Here is a 26,039-nt window from a genome sequence, read left to right as displayed (position 1 = left end):
CACCCCCCACTGACAACCGCCTCTGACCTGCGAGTTCACCCCAGCCCCAGGCTTCGGTAGCGGGCCCGGCGGGCGGCCAGCCGGGCGGCGGCGTCCATCGCGCGCAGGGCGCTGAGCTCGGCGTCGAGAACGCGGCCGAGCTCGGCGAGGAACGGTTCGGGGGCGTCGGCGGCGTCGGGGGTCTCCTCGACGATCCGGTCCACGATGCGGTGCGACCGAAGGTCGGCGGAGCGGACGCCCTGCCGGTCGGCCACCTCGTACGCGCGCTCGGTCGTGCGGTACAGGATCGCCGAGGCGCCCTCCGGCGGGAGCGGGGAGAGCCAGGCGTGCCTGGCCGCCAGCACCCGGTCGGCGGGCAGCAGGGCGAGCGCGCCGCCGCCCGCGCCCTGTCCGAGCAGCAGGCACAAAGTGGGCGCCGGGAGGGTCACCAGGTCGGCGAGGCAGCGGGCGATCTCTCCGGCGAGGCCGCCCTCCTCCGCCTCCTGGGAGAGCGCGGCACCCGCGGTGTCTATGACGGTGAGCAGCGGAAGACGCAACTCGGCGGCGATCCGCATTCCGCGCCGCGCCTCGCGCAGGCCCGCGGGGCCCAACCGCGGCCCGTCCGGGCCGTGTCGGTCATGGCCGAGCACCACGCAGCGCGCCGAGCCGAACCGGGCCAGCGCCAGCAGCAGCCCGGGGTCGCGCTCCCCCGCGCCGGTGCCGCTGAGCGGGGTGACGGCGCGCCCGGCGGTGCGCAACAGGGCGCGCAGATCAGGGCGTTCGGGGCGCCGGGAGCGACGGATCGATTCGGCGGTGGGCGGCACGGAGGGCAGGGGGGACTGCGTCGCCCCCGGTTCTACGCCAGGCGCTCCGCTGGGAGTGCGGCGATGTGCCGTCGTTCGCCTGCCGCGCCATTGTGGCTGGTCGCGCAGTTCCCCGCGCCCCTTCAGGGCGCTACCGAACCGCAGCGGACTTCGCGCGACCTGCTTGACTCCCGCCTGAGACACCCCCGCTTCCTCCGCACGCCGGTGCGCACCACCCCCGCCGGTCTCGACTCCCCCGCACAGCACGTCCAGCGCCCGTGCTGCCACTCCCGCGAGTTGCTCGGCCGGAAGGACCGCGTCCAGCAAGCCGTGTGCGAGCAGGTTCTCGGCGACCTGGACGCCGTGGGGGAACTCCTCCCCGTAGAGCGCCTGATGGACCCGGGGGCCGAGGAAGCCGATGAGCGCACCGGGCTCGGCCGCGGTGACATGGCCGAGTGACCCCCAGGAGGCCAGCACTCCCCCGGTCGTCGGATGCCGCAGGTAGACGAGGTAGGGCAGGCCCGCGGCCTTGTGGTCGGCGACCGCGGCGGCCACCTTGACCATCTGGAGGAAGGCGATGGTCCCCTCCTGCATGCGGGTCCCACCGGAGGCGGGGGAGGCGAGCAGCGGCAGCCCCTCGCGGGTGGCCCGTTCCACCGCCCTGACCAGCCGCTCCCCCGCCGCGACCCCGATCGAGCCGCCGAGGAAACCGAACTCGCAGGCCATCAGGGCGACCCGGCGCCCCTTGACGCGCCCTTCGCCGGTCACCACCGACTCGTCAAGACCGCTGCGCTGCCGGGCCCGCTCCAGGTCCGCCCGGTAGTCCGGGTCAGCGGAGGCGGGGACCGCCACCGGCTCGTCCCAGCTGTGCCAGGTCCCGGGGTCGAGGACGGTCTTGAACAGGTGCAGTGCGGTCATGCCATCACCCTGCCACGACCGCGCACCATGGCGCCTAGAGTGAGCGGCATGTACTGGCGGGGGCGCCCGGGGTGGGCGCGGTGGGTGGCGACGGGATACGTCATCGGGCTCGCCGAGGGTACGGCGGCGCACGCCTACTTCCTGGCCGCGGGTGGCCCGCACGCCTACGACTACGCGCCGCTGCCCGTCCAACTGTTCTTCCACGCACTGTTGTTGCTCGACCCGGTGTCCGCCGTGCTGGTCGCCCGCGCGCATCCGATGGGGCCGCTGCTCGGAGCGGGCGTCATGGCGGTGGACGTCGCCGCCAACTGGTGGGTGCAGTGGGGTGCCGTACTCGCGCGTCCCGCCGACTTTCTGCGCCCGGTCGGGCTGTTGCCGATCACCCTGTTCGGGCTGTTCGTGCTCGGCACGGCGCCTGCGCTGCGGCGGGCGCTCATCCGTTCCTGTGTGCCCGCTTAGCGGCGCCTTAACGGGTCCGTAAGCCGGGATTCCGGCGGGCTTGCGGCAGCTAGCGTGCAGGTCTCTCCCATTGCGCCGCCGTGCCAGGGCGGCGTCCCCCACCGACAGGAGAAGCCATCATGCCGCTACGCCGTAAGGCCACCGTCGCCGTTGTCATCGGGTCGCCGTTACTGTTCATGGCGTTGACCGCGACACCTGCCAGGGCGCACGGTTCGATGCAGAGCCCGGTGAGCCGGGTGCTCGCCTGTTACCAGGAGGGACCGGAGCATCCCACCTCCCCCGCGTGCCGGGCCGCGGTGGCGGCTGGCGGTACGCAGGCGTTCTATGACTGGAACGGGGTGCGGCTCGCCAACGCGGGTGGCCGCAGCAGGCAGCTCATCCCGGACGGGAAGCTGTGCAGCGCCGGTGCGGACGAGTTCAAGGGGTTGGACCTGGCGCGCGACGACTGGCCCGCGACGCCCATGAGCAGCGGCCGGTTCACGTTCTCCTACAAGGCGACGGCCCCGCACAAGGGCACCTTCGCGCTGTACATCACCAAGGACGGGTACGACCCCGGCAAGCCGCTGAAGTGGTCGGACCTGGAGGCCCAGCCGTTCGCCACCGCCACCAACCCACCGCTCAGCGGCGGCAGTTACACCTTCACCGGCAATGTGCCGCAGCGCACCGGGCGGCAGCTCATCTACAGCATCTGGCAAAGGTCCGACAGCCCGGAGGCCTTCTACACCTGCTCTGACGTGGTGTTCGGTGGCGGCAAGCAGAGCGGCCCGGCGCCGACGGCCTCCGCGCCGAGCGACGCCCAACTCGCCGCGGGGGCCGCCAAGTCCTCGATGAAGGACATGCCGGGTATGCGGCCCGCCGCCAACGCACCCGCCCCGGACGGCTCGGCTTCACCGGTGCGCGACCAGGCGCTTGCCGAGACCGGGAGTTCCAGCCTCACCGTGGCGCTGGGCATCGGTGGCGCCGCCGCCGTCGCCGTCGGCTGCGGGGTCGTGCTGACCGGTGCCCGGCGCAAGGCTGTCGGCCGGAACCGCTCGTAGCGGTTCCGCCCGACGGTGGCCACCGTCACCCGGGTGTCACGACAGGCAGTTGGTGGGGGTGGCGTGTGCGGGGTCGAGGGCGTTGGCGGTCTCGTGGAACGCCACCCGGTCCATCAGGCCGATCGCCACATGCTCGGAGATGTCGAGCGGACACAGGTCCTGGACCAGGACGTTGTGTACGTCGGGGCCGTTGAGGAACTGCGAGGTGTACGGCGTGACGACTTCGTCGTACCGGGTGGCGATCACGGTGTAGTGCACTCCGGGCACGGTGTCGCCGCCCGCGTTGAGCTTCTGGATGAACGGCGACCCGGCCACCTGGTCGGTCAGCCCCGGAGTGTTCTCCTCCAACAGCTTCGCGGCGCCGGGGAAGTAGGGCAGCAGCTTGGTCAGGCCGTCCAGGGTGGTGCCATGGTTGGAGGGGGCGATGCCGACCAGGGTGTTGACCTTCGGGGCGCCGCCGAGGAACTTCAGGTAGTACCGCGGCATCATGCCGCCCTGGGAGTGGCCGACCAGGTCCACCTTCTGCGCGCCGGTGGCGGCCAGCACCTTGTCGACCTCGTCGGCCAGTTGCTGGGCGGATTGGGCGATCGGTCCCAGTCCGTCGAAGACGGGTACGCCGGATAGTTGTCCGTAGTCGAAGGAGAAGACGCAGTACCCGCGGTTCACCAGGTACGGCGCCAGCGCCAGCCAGTTGTCCGTTCCGTTGCCCAGGGTGCCGTGCACAAGCACGACCGGCCGCGGGTGGTCGGCCGAGGGTTTGCAGTCGTAGTTGTTCCATCCGCTGGTCGGTGCGTCGTCCGCCGCCGCGGGGGAGGCGACGGCGGTGGCCGCGGCGAGCACCAGTGCCGAGATGAGGCCTACGGCCCGGCTCCGCCGCTTCAGGGGCAGCTTCAACGTGGTCTCCTCACATTTCAGGCAGGGCTGAGGCTGGGAGCAACTCCCGAGTTGGCGCTTGTGATCCGGACCACAAGATGCTGCGTGAAGCTCAAGTTACGAGCAAGTAACAACACTCGCTAGTTTTACGTCGGTAAAGAATTGGCCACGGCTTAGTGGAACTGTCACCACTACTTGGTGCCTCCGGCGGTCAGGGCGCCGGGTATTCGCAGGCTGCGGCGGTCGTGTGAACGCGACGGGGGTCAGCCGCCTCCGGCCGTGGGCGCCGCCACGCACCCCGGCGTCACGCCACCCCGAGCACCGCCGCCGGGCCGAGCACACCCGCGCCGAAGCGGGCGCGGGCGCGGTCGGTGACCTCCTCGATGCGGCGGGCCCTGTCGTCGCCGGGGTCCAAGGTGAGCTGGTGGGCGGCGAGTTCGGCGTCCGTCAGCCCTTCGGCGCGCAGCGCCACCGCCCGCACCCGGGCGCGTTGCAGCCCGAGCGCCGCGTACATCCGGTACGCGGTGTCGGTGAGCGCCGCGGTGTGCCCGGTCGGCTCGGGCAGTGCGCGGGTACGGGTGGTGGTCGAGCGGTCGGCGTAGCGGACGGTGAGGGTCAGCGAGCGGGCGACCTGGCCCGCGCCCCGTAGCCGCGCGCCCAGTTCGTCGGTGAGCGACAGCAGTGCGCGGCGGTGCCGTACCGGGTCCAACTCGTCGCGGTCGAAGCGCCGTTCGCCGCCGATCGAGCGGGCCGGAGCGTTCGGGGTGACCGGTGTCGGATCGAGGCCGCGGGCCCGCTCGTACACCCGCCGCCCCGCGCTCGCGCCGAGGATCCGTTGCAGGGTGCCCAGCGGTACGGCGGCGATCCGGCCGACGCTGTCCAGCCCGTAGTCGCCGAGCAGCCGCGCGGTGGCGGGCCCCACGCCGTGCAGCGCGGCGGCGGGCTTGCCGGCGAGGAAGGCGGCGATCGCCTCCGGCGCGGCGGACAGCGTGCGCACCGCGCCCTGCGGACCGTCGTACGCGACCATCCGGGCCAGCACGGGGTTGACGGCGACACCGATGGTGCAGTCCACGCCGTAGCGGACCAGCGCCCGCACCCTGATCAGGTCGGCCAACTCCTCGGCGGTGCGCCCGAAGTAGCGCAGGCTGCCCCGTACGTCGAGGAGCGCGGCATCGGGCGGCAGCGCCTCCACCACCGGGGTGATCTCACCGAGCAGGGCGAGCAGTGCCCCGTACGACTCCTCGGTCAAGGCGGCGCCCTCGGCGGGGTGCAGATGGACGTACAGCACATGCGGTACGTCCCGCGCCGCGGTCACCAGGGTGAGCCGTCGCGCGGCGCCGGTTCCGGGCGATTCGGTGAAACGGGTCACCACATCGTATACCTGACGCCTGGTCATCCCGCGCTCCCCGGACTCGAGTGCCACAGCTTGCGGCCGGTGGCGGCGCCCTCGCCCGGCGGCTGGAGGTCGGCCCACGGGTGCAGCTGGTAGCCGGTGGGCAGGTGGAGGCGGCGGCCGTCGGCACCGTCCGTGCCCTCCTGCGGCCCCGCCGCCACCGCGGCCAGCCGCTCCGCGACCGCCGACAGCCCGCCCGCCCTGCGCAGTTCGGCGAGTTCCGCGAGGTTCCACGCGGCGGAGCCGACCACGCTGAGGCTGCGCGGGCCGCGCCGCTGCACCACCCCGCGCACCAGCAGCAGCCAGGAGTGGAAGACGGTGTGCGCGCAGGCGGCGTGGCTGTCGTCGAAGAAGGCGAGGTCGACCAGGCCGGTGCCGTCGTCCAGGGTGGTGAAGATGACACGGCGCCCGGAGCGGACCGGCGGGGTCTGGGTGGCCGCCTTCGCCCCGGCGACCAGCACGGTCTCACCGCCCCGAACCACGCCCAGCCGGTTCGCCGGGGTCACCCCCAACTCCCCCAGGAACGCGCGGTGGTCGTCCATCAGGTGGCGGGAGGCGTCCATGCCGAGCACCCCGAGTTCGGCGCCCAGTCGCTCACCGTCGTCCATGTCGGGCAGGCCGCTGCGGGCCGGGCCGGACACCATCTCACCGGTGGGCAGCGGGAGTTGGCCGTCCCGGGCGGATTTGCCACCGCGGTGCAGCTCGGCGGTCTGCAGCAGCAGGTCGCGCCGGTTCGGGCCGAAGGCGTCCAACGCGCCCACCCTGACCAGCCGTTCGGCGACCGGGCGGCTGGGGCGGGCGCGCTGCCACAGGTCCGACAGCGAGGAGTACGGCTGCCCGGCGACCAGCCGGGCGGCCTCCTGCTCGCTGATGCCCTGCACCTCGGACAGTGCCAGCCGCAGCCCCCATTTACCGGACACCAGTTCGATCCGATAATCCGTGCCGGACCGGTTCACATCCAACGGCAGCACCGGCACCCCGCGCCGCCGGGCGTCGGCGAGCAGCAGCCGCTTGGGATACATACCGGGATCGTGGGTGAGCACTCCGGCGTAGAAGGCCGCCGGATAGTGGGACTTGAGCCAGGCGGACTGGTAGGTCGGTACGGCGAACGCGACCGCGTGCGCCTTGCAGAAGCCGTAGGAGCCGAAGGCCTCCAGGATCTCCCAGGTGTGCCTGATGACCTCGGGCGAGTACTTCCGGCCGCGCGCCCGCGCGGTGAACCAGGCCCGCACCCTGCCCTGGAGGTCGGGGTCGGACAGCGCGCGCCGCTTCTCGTCGGCCTCGGCGCGCCCGCAGCCGGTCATGATCCGGATGATCTCGATCACCTGTTCATGGAAGACGACGACTCCATAGGTCTCCTTCAGCACTTCCAGCAGGTCGGGATGCGGATAGCGCGGCTGCCTGCGGCCGTGCCTGGCCTCGATGAAGGGACGCACCATGTCGGCGGCCACCGGTCCCGGCCGGAACAGCGAGATGTCGACCACCAGGTCGTGGAAGGTGCTGGGTTGCAGCCGCCCGATCAGGTCGCGCTGACCCGGCGACTCGATCTGGAAGCAGCCCAACGTCTCGCTGGACCTGATCAGTTGATAGGTCGCGCGGTCGCCGGGCGGCACCGCGTCCAGGTCGATCCGCTCGCCCGAGGCGCGCTCCACCTCCTTGACCGCGTGCGCCATCGCGGACTGCATCCGCACCCCGAGCACATCGAGCTTGAGCAGCCCGAGCTCCTCCACGTCGTCCTTGTCGAACTGGGACATCGGGAAGCCCTCGCCGCTGGTCGGCATGACCGGGGTTCGGTCCAGCAGCCCGGCGTCGGAGAGCAGCACTCCGCACGGGTGCATGGCGACCCCGCGCGGCAGCCCGTCCAGCGCCTCCACCAGCTCCCACATCCGCCCGTACCGGTCCGCGTCGATCCCGCGCAGCTCGGGCAGTTCGGCGAGCGCGGCACGGGCGTCGCGGGCCCGGATGTGCGGGAAGGACTTCGCCAGCCGGTCGGTCTCCATCGGGTCCATACCGAGGGCGGCGCCCACGTCCCGCACGGCGTGCCGGACCCGGTAGGTCTCGGACATGGCGACGGTCGCCACGCGGTCGGCGCCGAAGCGATCGAAGATCGCCCGGTAGACCTCAAGGCGCCGGGCGGACTCCACATCGATGTCGATGTCGGGCAGCGCGGCCCGGCGGTCGGACAGGAACCGCTCCATGAGCAGACCGTGTTCGACCGGGTCGGCATTGGCGATCCCCAGCAGGTGGTTGACCAGACAGGACGCGCCCGAGCCACGGGCCGCGACCCGGATGCCGAGAGCCCGTGTGTCGTCCACGACCTGGGCGACGGTGAGGAAGTACCCGGCGTAGCGCAGCCGTTGGATGATGCCCAGCTCGTGTTCCAGCCGGTCCCAGTGCTCGCGGCTGCGGTCGTATCCCTTGACCACCATGGCGGCGGCACAGCGGGATCGCAGCACCCGGTCGGCGCTGCGCCTGCCCGCGCCGACCAGGTCCGGCTCGGGGAGGTGCACCTGCCCCATCCCGAGGTCGTCCACCGGGTCGACGGCGCACAGCGCGGCGGTGCGGGCCGTCTCATCCAGCAGCCGGTACGCGACGGCGCGCCGGTATCCGGCGGCCTCGGCGATCCGCTCGGCGATCCTGACCATGGACGCGGTGTCCTTGAGCCAGCGCTCTCCGCTGTCCAGCGACTCCTGCCTGCGGGTGTCGATGGGTACCAGCAGTCGCGCCGCGTCCAGCACGTCGGCGACCTCGCCCTGGCCGGGGTCCGCGTACCGCACGGCGTTGCTCAGCACCGGCCGCACCCCCTGTGCGGCGGCGAAGCCGAGGGTACGGGCGGCGAGCCGCAGTGAGCCGGGGCCGGTGCCGTGCCGTCCGTGGTACGCGGCCTCCAGGCGCAGCGCGTCCCCGTACACCTCCCGCCAGGGCGCGAGCAGCCGCGCGGCCCGGTCGGGCCGTCCGGCGGCCAGTTCCCGGCCGACCTCGGACTCGGCGCCCAGCAGGACGGTCAGCCCTTCGCCGGTCAGGTCCTGCCAGGTCAGCCGGGGGCGGTCGGGGGCGCGGTGGGCGGCGGAGACCAGTCGGCACAGCGCGGCCCAACCGGCCGCACCGTCCCGGGCGAGGAAGATCGCGCGGGGCACCGACTCGTCGATGAAGGCCCCGCCCCGAACCGGCGCGGGCCGCCGCACCGCGCCGCTCCCGGCCGCCTGCTCCGGAGCCTCCGGCACGGCGAGCCCGGCCCCGAAGACCGGGCGCACCCCGACCTTCCGGCACGCCACGGCGAACCGCACCGCCCCCGCGACGGTGTCCCGATCGGTCAACGCCAGCGCGTCCATCCCCCGCTCGGCGGCGCACTCGGCCAGCCGCTCCGGGTGGCTGGCCCCGTACCGCATGGAAAACCCGGAGAGCGCATGCAGGTGTGTAAAGCCAGCCATACACACCTCCCGCCTCCCACGCGCCCCTCCCTTCGCTTCCGCCCCTTCGGGCCTTCTCAGGTCCACCTTAAACCAGATCTTCGAATACTCGTTCGAACACAGTGTCACAGTGCCCGTAAGTCGCAAAAGGGGTAAATCCCCTCCCGTCCCGCCCCAGGGGCTGCGCCCCCGAACCCCACTGGGGCTGTGCCCCCGAACCCCTGGGGCTCCGCCCCAAGCCCCCGCCGGAGCTGCGCCCCTGAACCCTGGAGGCTCCCGCCCCCAAGCCCCCCACTGGGCTGCGCCCCTGGCCCCGCGACTCCTCCCCCAAGCTCTCGCCGGGCTGCGCCCTGGCCCCCGCGACTCCTCCCCGGCCCGGTCGGGGGTCCCGAACCCTGCGGGTTCCACGGCGGCCCGGGGCACCGCTCTCGCTCCGGGCCGCCGACGGATCGGCGTTGTCAGAGCCATGTGGTGTGATCTCTCACAAGGACGGCGATCGAACGGGGGTGGCGAGATGGTGGAGCGGGCTCGCGGGGTGCGGGTGGAGATCGAGCCGTGGGGCGATGGTGATCTCCAGTTGCTGCGGCGGCTCAACGCGCCGGAGATGACCGAGCACGTTGGAGGCCCGGAGAGCGAGGAGCAGGTTCTCGCGCGGCACGAGCGGTATCTGCGGATCGGCGGGATGTTCCGGGTGGTACTGCCGGAGGGCGAACCGGTCGGCGGCGTCGGCTACTGGGAGCGGACGTGGCGCGGGGAGACCGTGTACGAGACCGGTTGGGGGGTGCTGCCGCCCTTCCAGCGGCGGGGCATAGCGGCGGCGGCTGTGACGGCCGTCGTGGAGCGGGTCAAGGCGGAGCGAAAGCACCGGTATCTGCACGCTTTTCCGTCCGTCGGCAATCCGCCGTCGAACGCCCTGTGCCGGAAGCTCGGTTTCTCGCTCCTCGGCGAGTGCGACTTCGAGTACCCGCCCGGCAGCACCATGCGGTGCAACGACTGGCGCCTGGACCTGGCCGCCGGGTGACGCCCCGGCGGGGAACCGCCGTCCGCCGCCCGCACGTCTGGACGGCCATGGACACGACGACCATCAGGACCGCGGCCATCGATGATCTGGCCGCCATGGTGGAGGTGCACACCCAGGCGCGCACCGCCTACTACCGCGCGGGCGGGCTGGCCGAGGCGGAGTTGGCCGACCCGGTCGAGCACGCGGAGCGAACTGCCGGATGGCGACGGGCGATTGGCGGCGAGCGGCACATCGCGTTGTGCGCGGTGCGTGGTGATCGGGTGGTCGGAGTGCTGTCGATGGGAGCGCTGGAGGAAGGGGTCTGCGAGCTGTACCAGCTCCATGTGCGGCCCGGAAGTTGGGGGTTGGGGATCGGCAGTCGGCTGCACGCGGCGTATCTGGCGGCGTTACGGGACGCCCTCGTGCCGTACGGGCGGCTGTGCGTCTGGGAGCGCAACGGCCGCGCCAGGGAGTTCTACGTTCGCCACGGCTGGCGGGCCGACGGGCACCGAACGCCCGGGCCGGGCGGCGCTGACTACCTACGGACGCGGCTGCGCGTCGGGTGACTCCTTCTCCCACAGGGGGTGTTCGCGTCGCGCCCACGCGCGCGACACCCAGCCGGTGCGCATGCCGCGGCGGGCTTCCGGGTCGCGCGCCGCCATCCAGATGTGCCCCAGCACCAGGACGGCGATGGCCAGCGCCAGCCAGTCGTGCACGAAGGTGGCGCCGGTGCGCCACACCAGCGGGGCGAGATGGGTGAACCACATGAGCAGGCCCGTGCCGAGCATCACCAGCACCGCCCCGGCGGTGAAGGCCGCGTACAGCTTCTGCCCGGCGTTGAACTTGCCCGCCGGGACCGGCCGCCCGACGGTCCGGTGCCGCAGTGCGGCGCTCAGCCAGCGCCGGTCGTGCGGGCCGAAACGGTTGAGGCGGCCCAGGTCGGCGCGGACGGCCCGGAAGGCCAGACCGGCCAGCAGGGGCAGCGGCAGCAGCAGCCCCGTCCACTCGTGCACGCTCACCAACAGCCTGCGGCGGCCGACCAGTTCGGCGAGCGCGGGCAGGTACAAGAAGGCGGCGGTGAGCAGCGCGACGCCCATCAGGACGGCGGTGGTGCGGTGGATCCAGCGCTCCGCGGTGGTGAAGCGGCGCATGGTTTCAGGACGTTGGCGCATCGGTGCGTCCGTTCGACCGGCCCACCCAGGCGTCCATGTCGTAGCCGTAGTGCTCCCAGTAACCGGGCTGGACATGGTCGGTGAGGGTGATCCCGGACAGCCACTTGGCGGACTTGTAGAAGTACATGGGCGCGGCGTACAGCCGCACCGGACCGCCGTGCGCGGCGGTTACCGGCTTGTCGTCCATCTCGTAGGCGACCAGCATGTCGGGCCGTCTGGCCTGGTCGAGGGTGAGGCTCTCGCTGTACACGCCGTCGAAGCAGGTGAAGCGGAGCGCCTTCGCCTCCGGCCGCACGCCGGCCTGCGCCAGCAGGTCGGCGAGCCGCACCCCGGTGAACGCGTAGTGCGGCACCCGCCAGCCGGTCACGCACTGCACGTCCCGTACCAGCCGGGTCCGCGGCATCGCCCGCAACCGCTCCAGGGTGTAGGTGGTCGGGCGGTCCACCAGGCCGTCCACGGTCAGCCGGTAGTCGGCGGCCGAGCGGTGCGGTACCGAGTCCGCCACCGAGTAGAAGCGGAAGCCCTGGCCGCCGGGCAGCAGCCCGGACAGCCCGGTCGGGTCCTTGGCCGTGACGGACGCCAGCAGGTTGTCGAGACCGCTTTGCAGGTACCCCCCGGCGGCCACCCCCGCGGCGCCGAGCCCGAGCATGCCGAGTACAACCCGCCGTCCGACGGGTGCGCCGGTACCGTCCTTGCCCATGTTCCGATTCGACCACCGGTACCCCCTCGCTGACCAGCGGGAACGGCCGCCGTCACGGATCCGTAAGCTCCGGGCCGCAGGCGGCGGCCGTCCCGGCACGCCGAAGGCCGCCCGCACAGGGTGCGTACGGACGGCCTTCGACGGGTGGGGGGATCACGAAGGTTCGGGGTTGGTGCGGGTGGTTACGGAATGGTCGCGCCCTCGGCGCTGAGTGCCGCCGGGACCGGCTGGAAGAACGTCTCCCCGCCGGAGCTGCAGTCACCGCTGCCGCCGGAGGTCAGTCCGAGGGCCGCGTCGCCGTCGAAGAGCGCACCGCCGCTGTCACCAGGCTCGGCGCAGACGTTGGTGTCGATCAGGCCGTTGACGGTGCCCTCCGAGTAGTTGACGGTGGCGTCCAGACCGGTGACCGAACCGCCGTGCAGGCCCGAGGTGCTGCCGCTGCGCTGGACCTGTTCGCCCACGGTCGCGTCGGCGGCGTGGGTGATCTGCTGCTGGTTGCCGTCGTAGGTGTCGACCGCGCTGGTGTGGTCGCTGTTCGGGTCGTCGTACTGCACCAGCGCGTAGTCGGTGCCGGGGAACTGCGAGTCGACGGTCTGCCCAACCTCGGATCCGCCCTGGCTGTCGGACCAGGTCTGCGAGGCGTTGCCGCAGTGTCCGGCGGTCAGGAAGTACGGGGCGCCGTCCTTGGTGACGTTGAAGCCGAGCGAGCAGCGCACCCCGCTGCCCCAGATGGCGTCGCCGCTGAGGATGTACGGCTTGAACGGGGACTTCGTCCGCCGGAACGTCACCTTGTCGCCGAGTGACGTGACGGCCTTGTCGAGCTTGGTGCGCTTGGCTCCGGTGACGGTCGGGTCCGCGGTGACCACGACCTTGTCGCTGCGCGGGTCCACCGACCAGGCGGTGCCGGGGATGCGGGCCTGCTTGTTCAACGTGACGGTGGCGGCGTGCAGTTGGGCTGTCGAGTACTTGACGGTCCTGGGCACCGCGCCGGCGGCACGCACCGCGTCCGCGTCCGACGGGTCGGTGACGTTGACGATGAGCCGCTTGGCCTGGGCGTCGTAGTAGGAACCGGCCGCGCGGTCACCGAGGTGGGTGGCGAGGGTGGAAGCGAGCTTGACGGCGGTGGCCTGGTTCAGACCGGTCGGGGTGGCCGTGGCCGCGTTGGCGTTGGGCAGCAGGATGGCGCTGGCCGCGAGCGCGGCGACACCCGCGCCCGCGAGGGCGGTACGTCTGGTGGTAGTGCGCCGGTGCGTCAACTCGGGTACCTCCTGTGGGGGTTGGGCCGACCTGGTGGCCGGACCTGGAGGAGCTGCAGGGGTGAGTCGTGTGCATGCCAATCGGCGCCGACGAGTATCCCGATACCACTAGATGGCGGGCAAGGTCCAATTCCGGTCTAGTCCACTACCGGAATCCCCCACCATGGACGCGCGATTCGCCCCCTGTACACCTTTTGGGCATGCGAAAGCCCCGCCCCGACCACCACGAATCGGCCATCCATGAAGAAGCTGTGAGGATCCTGTGACAGTAAGCGCTGTCCTATAACCGCTGGCCGTGTCCGGTCAGCGGTCACCAGTCAGGCGACAGGGCCTACTTGCCGTCCTCCGCGGCGGTTCCGGCGCCCGGTTCGACCTCGTCCAGCCGGACCTCGGGCAGCTCGCCGTCGGACAGTTCGGTCGACGGCACGTCAACCGACGGCTCCACACCGGGCGGTTCGCCGGGGATCTCGTTCGCCGTGGACGGCTCAGGCATCACGACGGACGACGCGGCAGGTGCCGACGCGGGCTCCTCGGGCGTCGGGGCGGCCGGGGCCGCCGAGGTCAACTGCGGGTTCTGCGCGGCTCGTTCCAGAAACCTCAGCAGTTCCACCGGGAAGGGAAGCACCAGCGTCGAGTTCTTCTCGGCGGCCACCGCCGTCACCGTTTGCAGCAGCCGCAGTTGGAGGGCCGCGGGCTCATGGGACATCGCCGCGGCCGCCTGCGCCAGCTTCTTCGACGCCTGCAACTCCGCGTCCGCGTTGATCACCCGGGCCCGCCGGTCCCGGGCCGCCTCGGCCTGCCGGGCCATCGACCGCTTCATCGTCTCGGGCAGCGACACGTCCTTGATCTCCACCCGGTCGATCTGGATGCCCCAGCCGAGCGCCGGGCTGTCGATCATCAGCGCCAGACCCTCGTTGAGCTTCTCGCGGTTGGACAGCAGATCGTCCAGATCGCTCTTGCCGATGATCGAGCGCAGCGAGGTCTGCGCCACCTGGAGTACCGCGAAGCGGTAGTCCTCGACGTTGATGATGGCATCACGCGGGTGGATGACCTTGAAGTACACCACCGCGTCCACGCGCACCGTGACGTTGTCCCGGGTGATGCCCTCCTGGGCCGGGATCGGCATCGTCACGATCTGCAGATTGACCTTCCGCAGCCGGTCGATGATCGGCACGATCATGGTGAAGCCCGGCCCGCGCAACCGCTCCTGCGCATGGCCGAGCCGGAACAGCACCCCGCGCTCGAACTGCTGGACAACGCGGGCGCCCGCGAGGAAGTACACCGCGCCGAACGCCAGCACCGCCGCCACCAAGTCCACGACCATCACGGCCCCCTGCCGTCGCCGTACCAGCCAATCGCGGGCATCGTGAGATGTCCTCCTACCTCACGGTACGCCTCACGGGAGCAGCCGTCAGTGGGCGCACCCACCGAGACCGGCCGACCACAAAGCGTAGCCGACCGGTCGATGATGGTCGTGCCCGCTAGCCGATGCTCACTCCGTAGTGGGCCAGCGCCCCGGTCACCGGCTGGTAGTAGGTGGTACCGCCCAGCAGGCAGTTCCCGCTGCCGCCGGAGGTGAGGCCCAGCGCGGTGTTCCCGGCGTACAGGGCACCGCCGCTGTCGCCCGGTTCGGCGCACACATCGGTCTGGATGAGGCCGGAGACGACATCGCCGCCGCCGTAGTCGACGGTGGCGTTCAGCCCGGTGACCGCACCGCTGTGCACACCGGAGGTACTACCCCGCCGCTTGACCGGTTCGCCGACGTACGGGTCGGCGGCCTTCGTGAAGGCCTGGCCGCTGGCCGAAACCGATGGGGACGGCCCGGGGTTGGCGTACCTGACCAGGGCGTAGTCCTGGCCGGGGAAGGTGTAGTCAACGGTGGTGCCCACCACCTTGGACTGCAGGGGGTCGGCGTACCACTTGACGGCCGCCTTTCCGCAGTGGCCCGCGGTGAGGAAGTAGCGCACGCCGCCCTTGTGCACGTTGAAGCCGACCGAGCAGCGGAAGCCGCCGCCGTAGACGGGGTCACCGCTGCCGAGCAGCCGGGCGAACCGACCGTCCACCCGCCGTACCCGCACCTCGTCGCCGTACCGGGTGGCGGTGGCGCGCAGTGCCGCGAACTGAGCGGGGGTCACCGCACGGTCGGCGCTGACCACGAGTTGGTCGCTGCGCGGGTCCACCGACCAGGCGGTGCCCGGGATGTCGAGGGAGCGCAGGTGCGCTCCCACCGCGTCCAGCTGCGCGGCGCTGTGTCTGACCAGCCTTGGCAGCGCCCCGGCGGCCCGTACCGAACGCGCGGCGGCCTGGGAGGTGACGTTGACGACGGTGGCCCGGTCGGCGCTGTCGTAGTACGCGCCCGCGGTCGTGGTGCTGCCGAGGGCGCTGGCCAGGGCGGCGGCGGAGGCCGGTATGTCGGAGTTCTCCGGGGTCGCCTCCGCGGTGTCCGCGGCGGGCAGGGCGATGACCGCTGCGGCCAGGAGTCCGCAGCTGACGGCCGTGGCGAGGGCGCGTCTTTCGAGTCGGGGGCGGTGGTGGACGGGGCGGCGGTGGTGGACGCTGCGCTTGATCCTCACTCATGCCTCCTGTGCGGTGGAGAGCGCTGTCGCGGAGTATCCCGGACGGCCCAACTCCCCACACAAGAGGGCCTTTTCGGACATGGCGGCTGCCACTCGGGGACGGGCGCCCAAGCTGTGCGTCGCCATAGTCCGGTACCGCGTGGACCGGTGACCGCAGACCGCCCCACACCCCGTCACACGGGCTGTCAGTTGCAGCCGCTACAGCACTCCACGCACTCGCAGCACTCGCAGGAACACTCGCAACAGTCACACACATCGCAGCAGTCGCAGTCACAGTCGCAGTCACCGCGGCACCAGCCCTCGCGCGGCTGCCCGGTCCACGGGTCGTGGTACGGGTTGCGGCAGCACAACTGGCAGGTGCAGCACAGCCCGGTCCAGATCGCGCATCCGGTGAACCAGTTGCGTCGCCGGGGCGGTTCCGGCGGCGGGAAACCGCCACCGGGCCCGCCCGGCGCGTACGGGTTCTGGTACGGGTCACCGTGCGGGTTCTGGTAGGGATTGCCGTACGGGCCGCCGTACGGGTTCTGCCGCGGCGGGCCGTACGGGCCGCCGGGCGGGTAGGAGCCCTCGGCGGGTGTGGCGCAAACGTGTCCCAGCGTGCCGAAGGCCCGGTCCACCGACCTGGGCAACTCGTGGACGAGCAGGACGTGCGCGAGCTTGGCGTCGGTGAACTCCACCTCGCGCAACGCGAGTCGTATCCCGTGCACCGCGTCGTCGCACAACCGCCGCGCCTCGGCGAGTCCGGTTCCGGTGGCGGTCAGTGGGTTCCAGGCGCCGGATACCTGATCTGCCGTCAAGTCTTCGACAGCGTCCAGTAGATGGGCGAGCCTGCCGAAGAGCCGACCCGCCTCGGCGAGCGGGGCGCGGTTGCCCGGCCGCCCGGCGAGCACCGCGGTGTGCTCGAAGGCGGCGGCGGTGGCGGTCTCTGTGGGTTCGGTGACGGTCAGCAGCGGGGTGCCGGGTCCGGCCAGTGCCTCGATGCCGGTCTGCCGGTCCACCGCGTCGACCAGGACCGCGGTGTCGAAGCCGATTCCAGCGCCGACCGAGGCTCCCTTGCGGTCCCAGCTGCCCGCCACCCGACGGGCCGCGGCGGCCACCGGGCGACGGCCCAACAGCCCGTCGCGGTCGGCGATGTGGTCCCGTACCTTCGCCGAGGCCAGTACGAGGGAGACCGCTGCGGCCAGCCGGGCGCCCTCCCCCTTGGCCACCGGTGCGGTGCGCATGCCGCGCAGCGGGCACGGCCCCGCGGTGCGCCGCCAGTCGCCGGAGCGCTCGGACTGCGCCTCCACCAGAACGGAGATGATCAACCCGTCGTAGTTGGTGGCGACCCGGGCCAACTGCCCGTGGTCATCGCGCAGTGCGAGGCACAGGCCGCACAGATGGGCCGTCCACGAGGTGGCCAGCCCCTCGGACAACCGGTGCCTGCACGGCCGGATGATCCCGAACAACTCTCCCCCATCAGCCAGTTAGGCACGTCAGCAGCCAATCAGGCACGCCAGTGGCGCACATTTTTGATCGTGAACAGTCACAACCGGTCGTAGCCGGTCGCGATCGGCCCGTCATGCTACCGGCCACCCGGAACCTCGCCGCACAGGGGAGTGAACCGGCCGTCAGACGGGAAGTGAACCGCCCGGACGGTTACACAACCGGCGGCCAGCGAGCCGTACGGATGCGCACCGTCACCCCGCCGAAAGGCTTGACGGTGTTTTTCTCGCACACCGTCACGATCCGCGTTCCTACGATTACCTGACGCATCGCCATGTTCGGCTGTTGCACCAGAACCGTCACGAATCCCCAGTACGGCGGCTTTCCACTTGGCGCATCATCCACATCATGGACGACCATAGGAGGGCGGACGGTACGGACCGCACGTGAGAGGAGGCGTCCATGGGTTCGGTGCGGAAGGCCAGCGCATGGCTTGGACTCGTCGACGAAGGCGACGACGAGCGCTACTACGACGAGGAGTACACGGACTACACGGAAGGACCCGAGTCCAGCGAATGGGTCACCGACCCACGGGTGCGGGTCGCCGCGGTCAGCGCCGAGGAGCAGGGCCAGCGGATCGCCACGGTGACCCCGGACGGCTTCCGGGACGCGCGCGGCATCGGGGAGCTGTTCCGGGACGGCGTGCCGGTGATCGTCAACCTCACGGCCATGGACGCGGCCGACGCCAAGCGGGTGGTGGACTTCGCGGCGGGGCTGACCTTCGGGCTGCGCGGCTCCATCGAGCGGGTGGCGAACCGGGTGTTCCTGTTGACGCCCGCCGACTACACGGTGGTCGACGGAGCGTCGGGCGGCCGTGCCTCGGACGGCTTCTTCAACCAGAGCTGATGGGGGCAGGCCGGGGGCCTGCCCCCAACGGGTCCGGTCCAAGGGCCCGTGCCCCTGTGCCCACAGCGGGTAGCGGCCGGTTCACACCGCCGGTCCCCGCCGTCGGGCGACCGCCTCGCGGCGGTTGAGGATTCACCCCCGCGGGCTCAGCGGAACGCGTCCAGGCCGGTCAGAGCCTTGCCCAGGACCAGTTGGTGCATTTCGACCGTGCCCTCGTACGTCAGGACGCTCTCCAGGTTCGTCGCATGCCGCATCACGGGGTACTCCAGCGAAATTCCGTTCGCACCGAGGATCGTGCGAGCCGTCCGGCAGATCTCGATCGCCTCGCGCACGTTGTTGAGCTTGCCGAAGCTGACCTGTTCCGGGCGCAGCCGCCCGGCGTCCATCCGGCGCCCCAGGTGGTGCGCGAGCAGGATGCCCTTGTGCAGTTCGACGGCCATGTCGGCGAGCTTGGCCTGGGTGAGCTGGAAGGCGCCGATCGGCCGACCGAACTGCTCCCGGCTCTTGGCGTAGTCCAGCGCCGCCTCGAAGCAACTGCGGGCCGCGCCCATCGAACCCCAGACGATGCCGTACCGGGCGTGGCTCAGACAGCTCAGCGGACCGCGCAGCCCGGTGACCTCGGGCAGTACCGCGTCGGCGGGCAACCGCACGTCGTCCAGCACGAGTTCGCTGGTGACCGAGGCACGCAGGCTCCACTTGTGCCTGATCTCCGGGGCCGAGAACCCGGGGGCGTCGGTGGGGACGACGAAGCCGCGGACGCCCTCGTCGGTACGGGCCCAGACCACCGCCACCCCAGCCACCGAACCGTTGGTGATCCACATCTTGCGTCCGGTGAGCACCCAGTCGGTGCCGTCCCGCTTGGCGTAGCTGGTCATCCCGGCCGGGTCGGAGCCGTGGTCGGGTTCGGTCAGGCCGAAGCAGCCGATCACCTCTCCGGCGGCCATCCGCGGCAGCCACTGCTGCTTTTGCGCCTCCGAGCCGTAGCGGTGGATCGCGTACATCGCCAGCGAGCCCTGAACCGAGACCAGCGAGCGGATCCCGGAGTCGGCGGCCTCCAACTCCAGGCAGGCCAGCCCGTACTGGACGGCGCTGGCCCCGGCACAGCCGTACCCGTCCAGGGACATCCCGAGCGCGCCGATGGCGCCGAGTTCGCGGGCCAACTCGCGGATGCCGGGCAGTTCACCGCGCTCGTACCACTCGGCGATGTCCGGCAGCACCCGGTCGGCGGTCCAGCGGCGCACCGTGTCCCGCACCGCGCGGTCCTCGTCGCTCAGCAGGTCGTCGAGGCCGAGCGGATCGGACGGCTCGAACGGCGGCGCGCTGCTCATGGACGGCTCCTCGTGCGGACGGTCGATCGTCGCTGATCGATCTTTCCTGGTCGCCGCTGACGCTACGGCCGCGTCCGCTCGTCGTAAAGACCCTCAAGGTCGTCGCCCTCGGCCTGGTCGCGTGCCGTCGGCTCGGCGGTGCGCGGCAGGCGGAGCGCGGCGAGCGCGCCGAGCAGCAGCAGCGCGGCGCTGGCGGACAGGGTGAGGTGCAGTCCGTGCACGAAGGAGCCGCGGGCGGCGGTGCGCAGCGCCTCGCCGGTGCCGCCGCCGATCCGGTCGGCCACCTCGTACGCCTCGCCGAGCGAGTGCGCCGCCTGAGCGCTGGCGGCGGCCGGGACACCGGCGACTTTGCTGACCCCGGGTGCGTACCCGGCGTTCATCACGCTGCCGAGCAGCGCGATGCCGATTCCGGCGCCGAGTTGGTAGGAGGTCTCGCCGATCGCCGCGGCGCCACCCGCCTGGGCGGCGGGGGCGTCGCTGAGCATCGACTCGTACGCCCCGAACAGCGTGGTCTCCAGTCCGAAGCCGAGGGCGACGAAGGCGGTGGTGAGCAGCCAGGGGCGGTCGTGCTGGCCCATCGCGGTCAGCGCCAGCACGGCGCAGGCGGTGAGCACGAAGCCGAGGCAGACCATGTGCCGCGGACCGAGCCGGTGCAGCATCCGCGATCCGGTGAGCCCGGCGGCCATCGCGGCGAGGGTGAGCGGCAGCAGCCGCAGTCCGGTCGCCAACGGGGCCAGGCCCAGGACGAGTTGGAGGTACTGGACGGCGATCAGCTCAAGGCCGACCAGCGCCAGCATGGCCAGCACGATGCAGCCGACCGAGGTGCTGAACGCGGGCCTGGCGAACATCCGCATGTCCACCAGCGGGTGCCGCAGCCCGCGCTGCCGTCGTACGAACAGCCACAGCAGCGCCGCCCCCACCAGCAGCGGAACGAGCACCACCGGCTGGTACGGCGCGCCACCGCCGCCGAGCCGCTTGACGCCGAGGATCACCCCGAGGATGCCCAGCGCCGCCATAGCGGCGCCGAGCACGTCCCACGGCCCGTCGTGCGCGCCGGTGGACTCCGGCAGCAGCCGTCGGGCGACCGGCCAGACCACCGCCAGCAGCGGGATGTTGACCAGGAAGACCGAACCCCACCAGAAGCGCTCCACCAGAAAGCCGCCGAGCACCGGTCCGACCGCCGCGCCGACCGCGGCGACGGCGCTCCACAGCCCGATGGCGAGCGCGCGTTCCCGGCGGTCGGGGAAGACCTGCCGCAGGACCGACAGCGTGGCGGGCATGATCATGGCGCCGCCGACGCCGAGCAGCGCGCGGGCCGCGATCAGTACGGCCGGCGTGCTGGCCAGTGCCGCGACCGCGGAGGCGGCGGCGAACAGCCCGTACCCCAGCAGCAGCACCCGGCGTCGGCCGACGCGGTCACCGAGGGTGCCGAACAGGATGAGCAGGGAGGCGGCGGCGAGCGGATAGGCGTCGACGATCCACAGCAGCGCTATCGCGCTGGGGTGCAGGTCCTCGGTGAGCGCGGGGACCGCGACGTGCAGCACGGTCGCGTCCAGCGCCACGAGCAGCAGGCTGACGCAGAGCACGGCCAGGATCGTCCAGCGGTTGGCGGGGCCGGTCGCTCCGCCGCGGTCCGGGCGAGACCGTCTGGCGCGCGGAACGGTGGGCGTCGTCGGGGTGCCGACCGTGGTCGTCCCCGTCATCCATGCACCTCCACTGGTGTCCGCTCATGCCCCGCGTGCGCCGCCTTCCGCGCCCGTTGGCCGCGGTACCCGGCGAAATGGGGCGGGTGAGCCGCCAGGTTACGCGAGTGGGGCGGCCCGGCCGCAGGTGTCGGTCGCCCTCCCGGGACGACCATCGGCTTCCGGCCAGCGCCGACGGGGTAGCGACAAGGTGGCCTTGGTCACACCAGGAGTCGCTCCGGCGTCCCCGTGCGTTGACCCGGCGTTGGCCTTCCAAGGTTAAGGATCTTGAAACGGAACGCGACCGGCGACCGAAGCTGACGATGTGTCAGATTTCACCCGGACCGGGAAAACCGGCCGGACCAATTCCCGGGAATCCACCGGAAAATAACCGGCGTAAATGCGGAACACCGCTGCGGCGCCACCGCTCAACCACGCTCAGAACAAGTGGAAAAATGTGAGCTGCCCGACATCGCGTGACTGTTGCCACATCACATCGTCATCACAAAAAGGTCCGTTCGACCAAACACAGCCGTCACACGCTGTAACGTCGATTGTGTGCGTACTGACCGAATCCTCGCCGACTCGGCGCGACGGCTAGAGCCGGAGCCGCCGAGCGACCACGAGGTCCCAGGGATGAGCCGAACACGCCGGGTGCTGTTCGGCACCACCACGGTGGCCTACGCGGCCATAGTCGCGGCCGTGCTCGGCACGTCCCAGTTGGTGCGACTGGACTGGCAGGTGATGCTGTTCCGGCCGTACAAGCAGTGGCCGCAGTTCCACGCGTTCCTGGACTACTTCGTGGTCCTCGGACAGCGCGGTCCGACGGCGGTGATGGTCGCGGCCTGGCTGAGCTGGCGCACCTGGAAGCAGCGCTCGCTGCGCCCACTGCTGGTGCTCGGCACCGCGCTGCTGCTGCTCAACATCACGGTGGGCGCGGTCAAGTACGGACTTGGCAGGCTCGGCCCGCACTACGCCACCACGATCGGCTCCGCCGAACTCTTCGGGGGCGGCGACATATTCCCCTCGGGGCACACCGCCAACGCGGTGGTGACCTGGGGGATCCTCGCGTATCTGGCCACCACGCCACGGGCCAGGCGGGTGCTGTCGGTGGTCAGCGCGGTGCTCTCGCTGGCCGTGGGCATGACCACGATCTATCTCGGTACGCACTGGGTCAGCGATGTGCTCAGCGGCTGGTGCGCGGGACTGCTGGTGCTGCTGGCGCTGCCGTGGTGCGAGCCGGTGATCGGCCGCGCCGAGCAGTGGCTGCTGGTGAAGTGGGCGCAGCTGCGCTCCCGTTGGCTGCCGACGCCGGTCACCGTCTCGCCGATCGCCGCCCGCTCCGGCGTCATCCCCCCGCGCGGTGCCGCGGACGACGCCCCGCTGCTCCAGCCGGTCGGCGCGGGCGCCCCCGCCCGCCCCACCGCGGCCACCACGGCCACCGCGACCGCCCGAGCCGCACACCACGGCCTGCGCGGCCACACCGCGCGCCACGACCGCGCGGCGGTCCCGGCGCCCGGCAACCGCCGCCCACCGCACGCCGAGCGGCCGGCCCGCCCGACCGGGCACCGAGGTTGAGCCGGAACCCGTACAACACACCAGAAACCGTCGACGGCCCGCGGGGAGCGGTACGCACAACTCCCCCCGCGGGCCGTCGGCGCGTCCGCGCTCAGCCCGCCCAGCAGCGGGTGACCACGCCGTCCTGGACGGTGAGGTTCAGCCGCCCGGCGAGGTACTCCAGGGTGATCACCGCGTCCGGCGGCAGCGCCCGCACCGTCGTCCAGCCGTGCCGGACGGCGGTCCGCTCGGCCTCCCGCGGGGTCATGCCGACGTAGCGCTCGATGTTGTCCTCCGGTACCGGACCGGGGGTCGGTGAGGGTGCAGAGGGTGCCATGTCCGCCACCGTACGACCGCTCGGCGGCCGCCGCCGAGGGGAGGGACCCGGCGCCATCGTCACGCTTCTGTCACAGTGCGGGCCGCGGCGTTTGCCGCCCCGATCACCCGCGCACTGGGCCGATCCCGCCTCCGCGAAATACGCCGCCACGCCCGCCGGAAATCATCCGTGCACCGACCATCCTGATTATCAGGAAGACTGTCCAGAGTGCCGGTCGGGCAATTGCGGAACCGCCTGCGGGGTTAATGCGTAACGGCAAGCGGAATAGCCAGAACGGAACCCACTATTCCTCCACATCACCCTCTTGCTGTTCACGTGTTCACAACGCGGACCGCCCTCGCGGAGGCCGCCAGCCCAGCGCTGCGAGCTCCTCGTCGGTCAACAGCCGTGACCGGATCAGGAAGCGCTGGCCGGTGGGCGCCTCCAACGAGAACCCGCTGCCGCGCCCCGGCACCACGTCGATCGTCAGATACGTATGGCTCCAGTACGCGAACTGGTCCCGCGCCATCCAGACCGGCACCGGATCCATCCCGGGCACATCGAGGTCCCCGAGGTGAACGTCGGCGTCGCCGACGAGGAACTCCCCCGCCGGGTAGCACATCGGCGAACTGCCGTCGCAGCAGCCGCCCGACTGGTGGAACATCAACGGACCGTGCGACTGCCCGAGGCGGCGCAGCAACCGCGCCGCCTCCTCGGTACACCCGACCCGGCGCGCCTCGGCCGCACCCATCAGAACAGCCCGGGCCCCTGCGGGGCGTAGCTCACCAGCGGATCCTCGGTCTCATGGTGGTACATCGAGTCATCCCCTTCTGACCAGCGGCAACGGACGGAATCGGCTGTCTGCGAAACGGAGTTGGTCCGCGCGCGGTCCGGATCTTGGTCGTTGAGCAGCGGTGGGGCAGGGAACCAGCGGGCACGTCCCCCGGCGTCAGGAGTCGGCCGATGGAACAGTGTTACCGCTTGGCGGCTGGGGTGCCAGCCCCTGCCGAGACATACCAGAGTCGGCCACGGGGAGTTCCTCGCTAGCCGTGTCCGCCGTCTGCCTCAGGCGTGAAGATGCGGTCGATGTGGTGACGCGGGACGTCCGAAGGGGCCTCCGCGGTGCGCTGGCCGACGAGGACGCTGCTGATCGGCGACCGCAGCCCACTGCTCCACGCCTCCCCCACACGCGACCGGGCGCAACGGCTCACGCCGAACGTGGACGTCGAACTGGTCACCGACACGCGGCACGGCCCCTCCATCGAGCATCCCGAGTACGTCAACAACCGCATCCTGCGGTGCCTCGGGGCAGCGACCGCCGGGGAACTCCCGCATCACACCGCCTGAACAAGGTGGCGGCGGACGTGGGCGGCGACCGCTTTCGGGTGTGACTAGCGTCACGGGGTTGACGAAAGGTTCGGACAAGCTGCGTCACCGTCGGTGAAAGCGCACTTCACTGCGGGTTACCAGATGGTACGCAGTCACGTTGTGCTGCCAATGATCATCACGGTGTCATATCTCGCGATGGCGGGGATGCGCGTACGCGCGTTCCGCGGGGTTGAGTAGTCCTCAAAAGCGAGCGGCGTGACCGAACTTGGCGCCCGTCCTGCGCTTCAACCCTCAACGAAGAGGACTCATGACCGAAGAAGACAGGTCCACGAAGGACCGCGGCGCCCCGGTGGCTCAGGACAGCGTGCTACCCCTGCCCTTGGACTGGGAGGCACTGTACCTGGCCAACCAGGAGACCTTCCATCGCTACGCCTACGTGGTGCTGCGCAACAACGCGGCCGCCGAGGACGCGGTGCACCGGGCGTTCCTGGAGATCCTGCGGCACTGGGACGCGCTGCTGGAGGAAAGCAATCTGCAGCAGCAGGTGTGGGCGATCTTCCGACGGGTCGTCATATCCGAGGCGTTGAGCGCCTTCCGCAAGAGGCTGAAGAGGCTGCCCGGCGACGCAGGCGTGATCGAGGCGCTGACCAAGCTGCCTCCGCGGCAGTTCGACGCCGCAGTGCTGCGGTTCGTGCTCAAGTGCGACGTGCAGCAGGTCAGTTGGTACATGGGCGTAAGCGCCAGCACGGTCGGTCACCACTGCCGCAAGGCCAAGGAGCGCCTGGAACTGGCGGTGCCCTCGCTTCTGAAGACGGAAGGGGACACCGAATGAGCAGTATCGAACAGCTCCTGGCGAACATCGGCGAGCAGGCGGAGGCCAAGCGTCGCCCGATCGACGTCGGTACCGCACTGCGCCATCTCGCCGAAGACGCCGGATACGTCCCCCCGCCTAGCCGGGCCTGGGAGACCAACGACGACGTGCCGACCGTCTCGCGGGCCCGGCACCAGTTGTCGGCGGTCGTGTGCTCGGTGCTCGACCAGCCCGGTGCCGCCAGCCACGTCGAGGAGTTGGCCTCCGCCATCGGCGAGGACGGCCCCGACGAGACCCGCGGCCCGCTGGAGGACCTCGACATAGACGGCGCCCAGGTGTTCGCCTGCATGCTGTACCAGGCCGACCACCCCGAAAGCGCCCAGTTCTGGTGGCAGCTCGCCGCCGGGGCAGGCCACCGCATGGCCGCCTACTGCCTCCACCTGCACCACCTCGCCCGCGGCGAGAACGCCGAGGCCGACCACTGGCTCCGTCAACTGCTGAGCAGCCTCGGCGCCGAGGACGCCATGGTGGAGTTCATGGGCCGCTTCTTCCTGAGGCGCCACCGACCCGCCGCCCCCGCCCGCGAGCCCGCGCTGACCGCGGAAGTCGAGCGCCTGGCCACCCGCGACGACACCGACTGCGTCCTGGTCTGCCGCCCCGAACGCGAAATCGCCGACCGCCTGCAGCACTGATCCCCGAAAACAGCAAACAGCAAAGGAGCCCGCCTGGCAGTCCCCGGTTCCCAGGCCACCGACCGCCGACAGGCTCCTCACCAGGACACCCTTACCGAAGGACGGTCCCAATGCCCCAGCGTGAGCCCGCCACCCCCACCCCGGCCACGCCTTCCGGCAACTCCCCCACGAACACGACGCCGAACGTCACCACCAAGCCGAACGCGGAGCCGGGCACGGACACCAACACCACGCCCGCTCCCGTCTCCCGCGTCCGGCGCTGGGCTCGCGCCCGCCGCGCCGACGCCGCCACCTACCTACTGCGCGGCGCCTGCTACGGCATCGGCAGCGGCATCTGCGCCCTCGCGGTCTGGCGGATCGAACGCCATCCGTAGAACCGCAATCCGGCCAACCCGCAGGGTTTGCAAGCGAGTTGGC

The 26,039-nt window shown here is 71.4% G+C and carries 25 protein-coding genes; 10 read left to right on the top strand and 15 right to left on the bottom strand.

What is annotated here, in order from left to right:
• Positions 1–35 precede the first annotated feature (35 nt).
• Positions 36–1,700 (bottom strand): carboxyl transferase domain-containing protein, encoded by a 1,665-nt coding sequence (locus NON19_RS06830; protein ID WP_255925740.1) that lies wholly within the window; start codon positions 1,698–1,700, stop codon positions 36–38.
• 48 nt (positions 1,701–1,748) lie between these two features.
• On the opposite strand from NON19_RS06830, the gene NON19_RS06825 reads away from it, so the two are divergent.
• A complete protein-coding gene (locus tag NON19_RS06825) occupies positions 1,749–2,159 on the top strand; it encodes a hypothetical protein (RefSeq protein WP_255925739.1) in 411 nt (136 codons plus the stop codon).
• A 119-nt stretch (positions 2,160–2,278) separates the two neighbouring features.
• A complete protein-coding gene (locus tag NON19_RS06820) occupies positions 2,279–3,196 on the top strand; it encodes a lytic polysaccharide monooxygenase auxiliary activity family 9 protein (protein WP_303653418.1) in 918 nt (305 codons plus the stop codon).
• Between the two features lie 36 nt (positions 3,197–3,232).
• Here NON19_RS06820 and NON19_RS06815 read toward each other — a convergent pair whose 3' ends face one another.
• From NON19_RS06815 to NON19_RS06805, 3 genes are all read right to left on the bottom strand, one after another.
• Entirely contained in the window at positions 3,233–4,090 is an 858-nt protein-coding gene (locus NON19_RS06815) for an esterase/lipase family protein (RefSeq protein ID WP_372514018.1), read from the bottom strand.
• A gap of 283 nt (positions 4,091–4,373) precedes the next feature.
• Entirely contained in the window at positions 4,374–5,465 is a 1,092-nt protein-coding gene (locus NON19_RS06810) for a DNA polymerase Y family protein (RefSeq protein ID WP_255925738.1), read from the bottom strand.
• A complete protein-coding gene (locus tag NON19_RS06805) occupies positions 5,462–8,893 on the bottom strand; it encodes a DNA polymerase III subunit alpha (protein WP_255925737.1) in 3,432 nt (1,143 codons plus the stop codon). The genes NON19_RS06810 and NON19_RS06805 overlap by 4 nt, the downstream gene beginning before the upstream one ends.
• A 493-nt stretch (positions 8,894–9,386) precedes the next feature.
• Between NON19_RS06805 and NON19_RS06800 the strand changes: the two genes are divergently transcribed.
• Together NON19_RS06800 and NON19_RS06795 are read left to right on the top strand one after the other, a co-directional pair.
• On the top strand, positions 9,387–9,893 hold the full coding sequence (locus NON19_RS06800) for a GNAT family N-acetyltransferase (RefSeq protein WP_255925736.1): 507 nt from the start codon (positions 9,387–9,389) through the stop codon (positions 9,891–9,893).
• A 47-nt stretch (positions 9,894–9,940) separates the two neighbouring features.
• Complete coding sequence (locus tag NON19_RS06795; protein ID WP_255925735.1) at positions 9,941–10,438, top strand: GNAT family N-acetyltransferase; 498 nt, start codon at positions 9,941–9,943, stop codon at positions 10,436–10,438.
• Here NON19_RS06795 and NON19_RS06790 read toward each other — a convergent pair.
• The 7 genes from NON19_RS06790 to NON19_RS06760 all read right to left on the bottom strand — a co-directional run bounded on the left by NON19_RS06790 (position 10,412) and on the right by NON19_RS06760 (position 17,421).
• The gene (locus NON19_RS06790) at positions 10,412–11,023 is read right to left on the bottom strand and encodes a cytochrome b/b6 domain-containing protein (RefSeq protein ID WP_255925734.1); all 612 of its coding nucleotides are present in this window, start codon (positions 11,021–11,023) and stop codon (positions 10,412–10,414) included. The two genes, NON19_RS06795 and NON19_RS06790, sit on opposite strands and share 27 nt — an antisense overlap.
• Before the next feature lie 4 nt (positions 11,024–11,027).
• Entirely contained in the window at positions 11,028–11,744 is a 717-nt protein-coding gene (locus tag NON19_RS06785) for a molybdopterin-dependent oxidoreductase (RefSeq protein WP_255925733.1), read from the bottom strand.
• 182 nt (positions 11,745–11,926) lie between these two features.
• The gene (locus tag NON19_RS06780; RefSeq protein ID WP_255925732.1) at positions 11,927–13,000 is read right to left on the bottom strand and encodes a S1 family peptidase; all 1,074 of its coding nucleotides are present in this window, start codon (positions 12,998–13,000) and stop codon (positions 11,927–11,929) included.
• Positions 13,001–13,331: 331 nt separating this feature from the next.
• On the bottom strand, positions 13,332–14,324 hold the full coding sequence (locus tag NON19_RS06775; protein ID WP_255925731.1) for an SPFH domain-containing protein: 993 nt from the start codon (positions 14,322–14,324) through the stop codon (positions 13,332–13,334).
• 157 nt (positions 14,325–14,481) lie between these two features.
• Positions 14,482–15,573: a S1 family peptidase gene (locus NON19_RS06770; protein WP_255925730.1), complete on the bottom strand. Its 1,092-nt coding sequence runs from the start codon at positions 15,571–15,573 to the stop codon at positions 14,482–14,484.
• Between the two features lie 188 nt (positions 15,574–15,761).
• Positions 15,762–17,024 (bottom strand): DUF5685 family protein, encoded by a 1,263-nt coding sequence (locus NON19_RS06765; RefSeq protein ID WP_255925729.1) that lies wholly within the window; start codon positions 17,022–17,024, stop codon positions 15,762–15,764.
• 190 nt (positions 17,025–17,214) lie between these two features.
• Entirely contained in the window at positions 17,215–17,421 is a 207-nt protein-coding gene (locus NON19_RS06760) for a hypothetical protein (protein ID WP_255925728.1), read from the bottom strand.
• A 42-nt stretch (positions 17,422–17,463) separates the two neighbouring features.
• Between NON19_RS06760 and NON19_RS06755 the strand changes: the two genes are divergently transcribed.
• Positions 17,464–17,907 carry a cell division protein SepF gene (locus NON19_RS06755; protein ID WP_255925727.1) on the top strand — a complete coding sequence of 148 codons (444 nt, stop codon included), beginning with the start codon at positions 17,464–17,466 and terminating at the stop codon, positions 17,905–17,907.
• Between the two features lie 146 nt (positions 17,908–18,053).
• Here the strand turns inward: NON19_RS06755 and NON19_RS06750 are convergent, their stop codons facing one another.
• Positions 18,054–19,235, bottom strand: coding sequence for an acyl-CoA dehydrogenase family protein (locus NON19_RS06750; RefSeq protein WP_255925726.1), 1,182 nt, complete (start codon positions 19,233–19,235; stop codon positions 18,054–18,056).
• Between the two features lie 62 nt (positions 19,236–19,297).
• Entirely contained in the window at positions 19,298–20,938 is a 1,641-nt protein-coding gene (locus tag NON19_RS06745) for an MFS transporter (protein WP_255925725.1), read from the bottom strand.
• 537 nt (positions 20,939–21,475) lie between these two features.
• Between NON19_RS06745 and NON19_RS06740 the strand changes: the two genes are divergently transcribed.
• A complete protein-coding gene (locus tag NON19_RS06740; RefSeq protein WP_255925724.1) occupies positions 21,476–22,495 on the top strand; it encodes a phosphatase PAP2 family protein in 1,020 nt (339 codons plus the stop codon).
• A 91-nt stretch (positions 22,496–22,586) separates the two neighbouring features.
• Here NON19_RS06740 and NON19_RS06735 read toward each other — a convergent pair whose 3' ends face one another.
• Both NON19_RS06735 and NON19_RS06730 read right to left on the bottom strand, forming a co-directional pair.
• Complete coding sequence (locus tag NON19_RS06735; RefSeq protein WP_255925723.1) at positions 22,587–22,811, bottom strand: I78 family peptidase inhibitor; 225 nt, start codon at positions 22,809–22,811, stop codon at positions 22,587–22,589.
• A gap of 319 nt (positions 22,812–23,130) precedes the next feature.
• Positions 23,131–23,541 carry a DUF779 domain-containing protein gene (locus NON19_RS06730; RefSeq protein WP_255925722.1) on the bottom strand — a complete coding sequence of 137 codons (411 nt, stop codon included), beginning with the start codon at positions 23,539–23,541 and terminating at the stop codon, positions 23,131–23,133.
• Between the two features lie 371 nt (positions 23,542–23,912).
• Between NON19_RS06730 and NON19_RS06725 the strand changes: the two genes are divergently transcribed.
• The 4 genes from NON19_RS06725 (at position 23,913) to NON19_RS06710 (ending at position 25,996) form a co-directional block, all read left to right on the top strand.
• The gene (locus NON19_RS06725; protein WP_255925721.1) at positions 23,913–24,137 is read left to right on the top strand and encodes an alpha/beta fold hydrolase; all 225 of its coding nucleotides are present in this window, start codon (positions 23,913–23,915) and stop codon (positions 24,135–24,137) included.
• A gap of 289 nt (positions 24,138–24,426) precedes the next feature.
• A complete protein-coding gene (locus NON19_RS06720) occupies positions 24,427–24,951 on the top strand; it encodes an RNA polymerase sigma factor (RefSeq protein WP_255925720.1) in 525 nt (174 codons plus the stop codon).
• A complete protein-coding gene (locus NON19_RS06715; protein WP_255925719.1) occupies positions 24,948–25,622 on the top strand; it encodes a hypothetical protein in 675 nt (224 codons plus the stop codon). The genes NON19_RS06720 and NON19_RS06715 overlap by 4 nt, the downstream gene beginning before the upstream one ends.
• 110 nt (positions 25,623–25,732) lie before the next feature.
• Complete coding sequence (locus NON19_RS06710; protein ID WP_255925718.1) at positions 25,733–25,996, top strand: hypothetical protein; 264 nt, start codon at positions 25,733–25,735, stop codon at positions 25,994–25,996.
• Positions 25,997–26,039: the final 43 nt, after the last annotated feature.

The sequence above is a fragment of the Streptantibioticus rubrisoli genome (assembly GCF_024436055.1).
Lineage (GTDB): Bacteria > Actinomycetota > Actinomycetes > Streptomycetales > Streptomycetaceae > Streptantibioticus_A > Streptantibioticus_A rubrisoli.
Note: the sequence above shows the minus strand (reverse complement) of the source record. Positions and strands in the feature narration are given on the sequence as shown.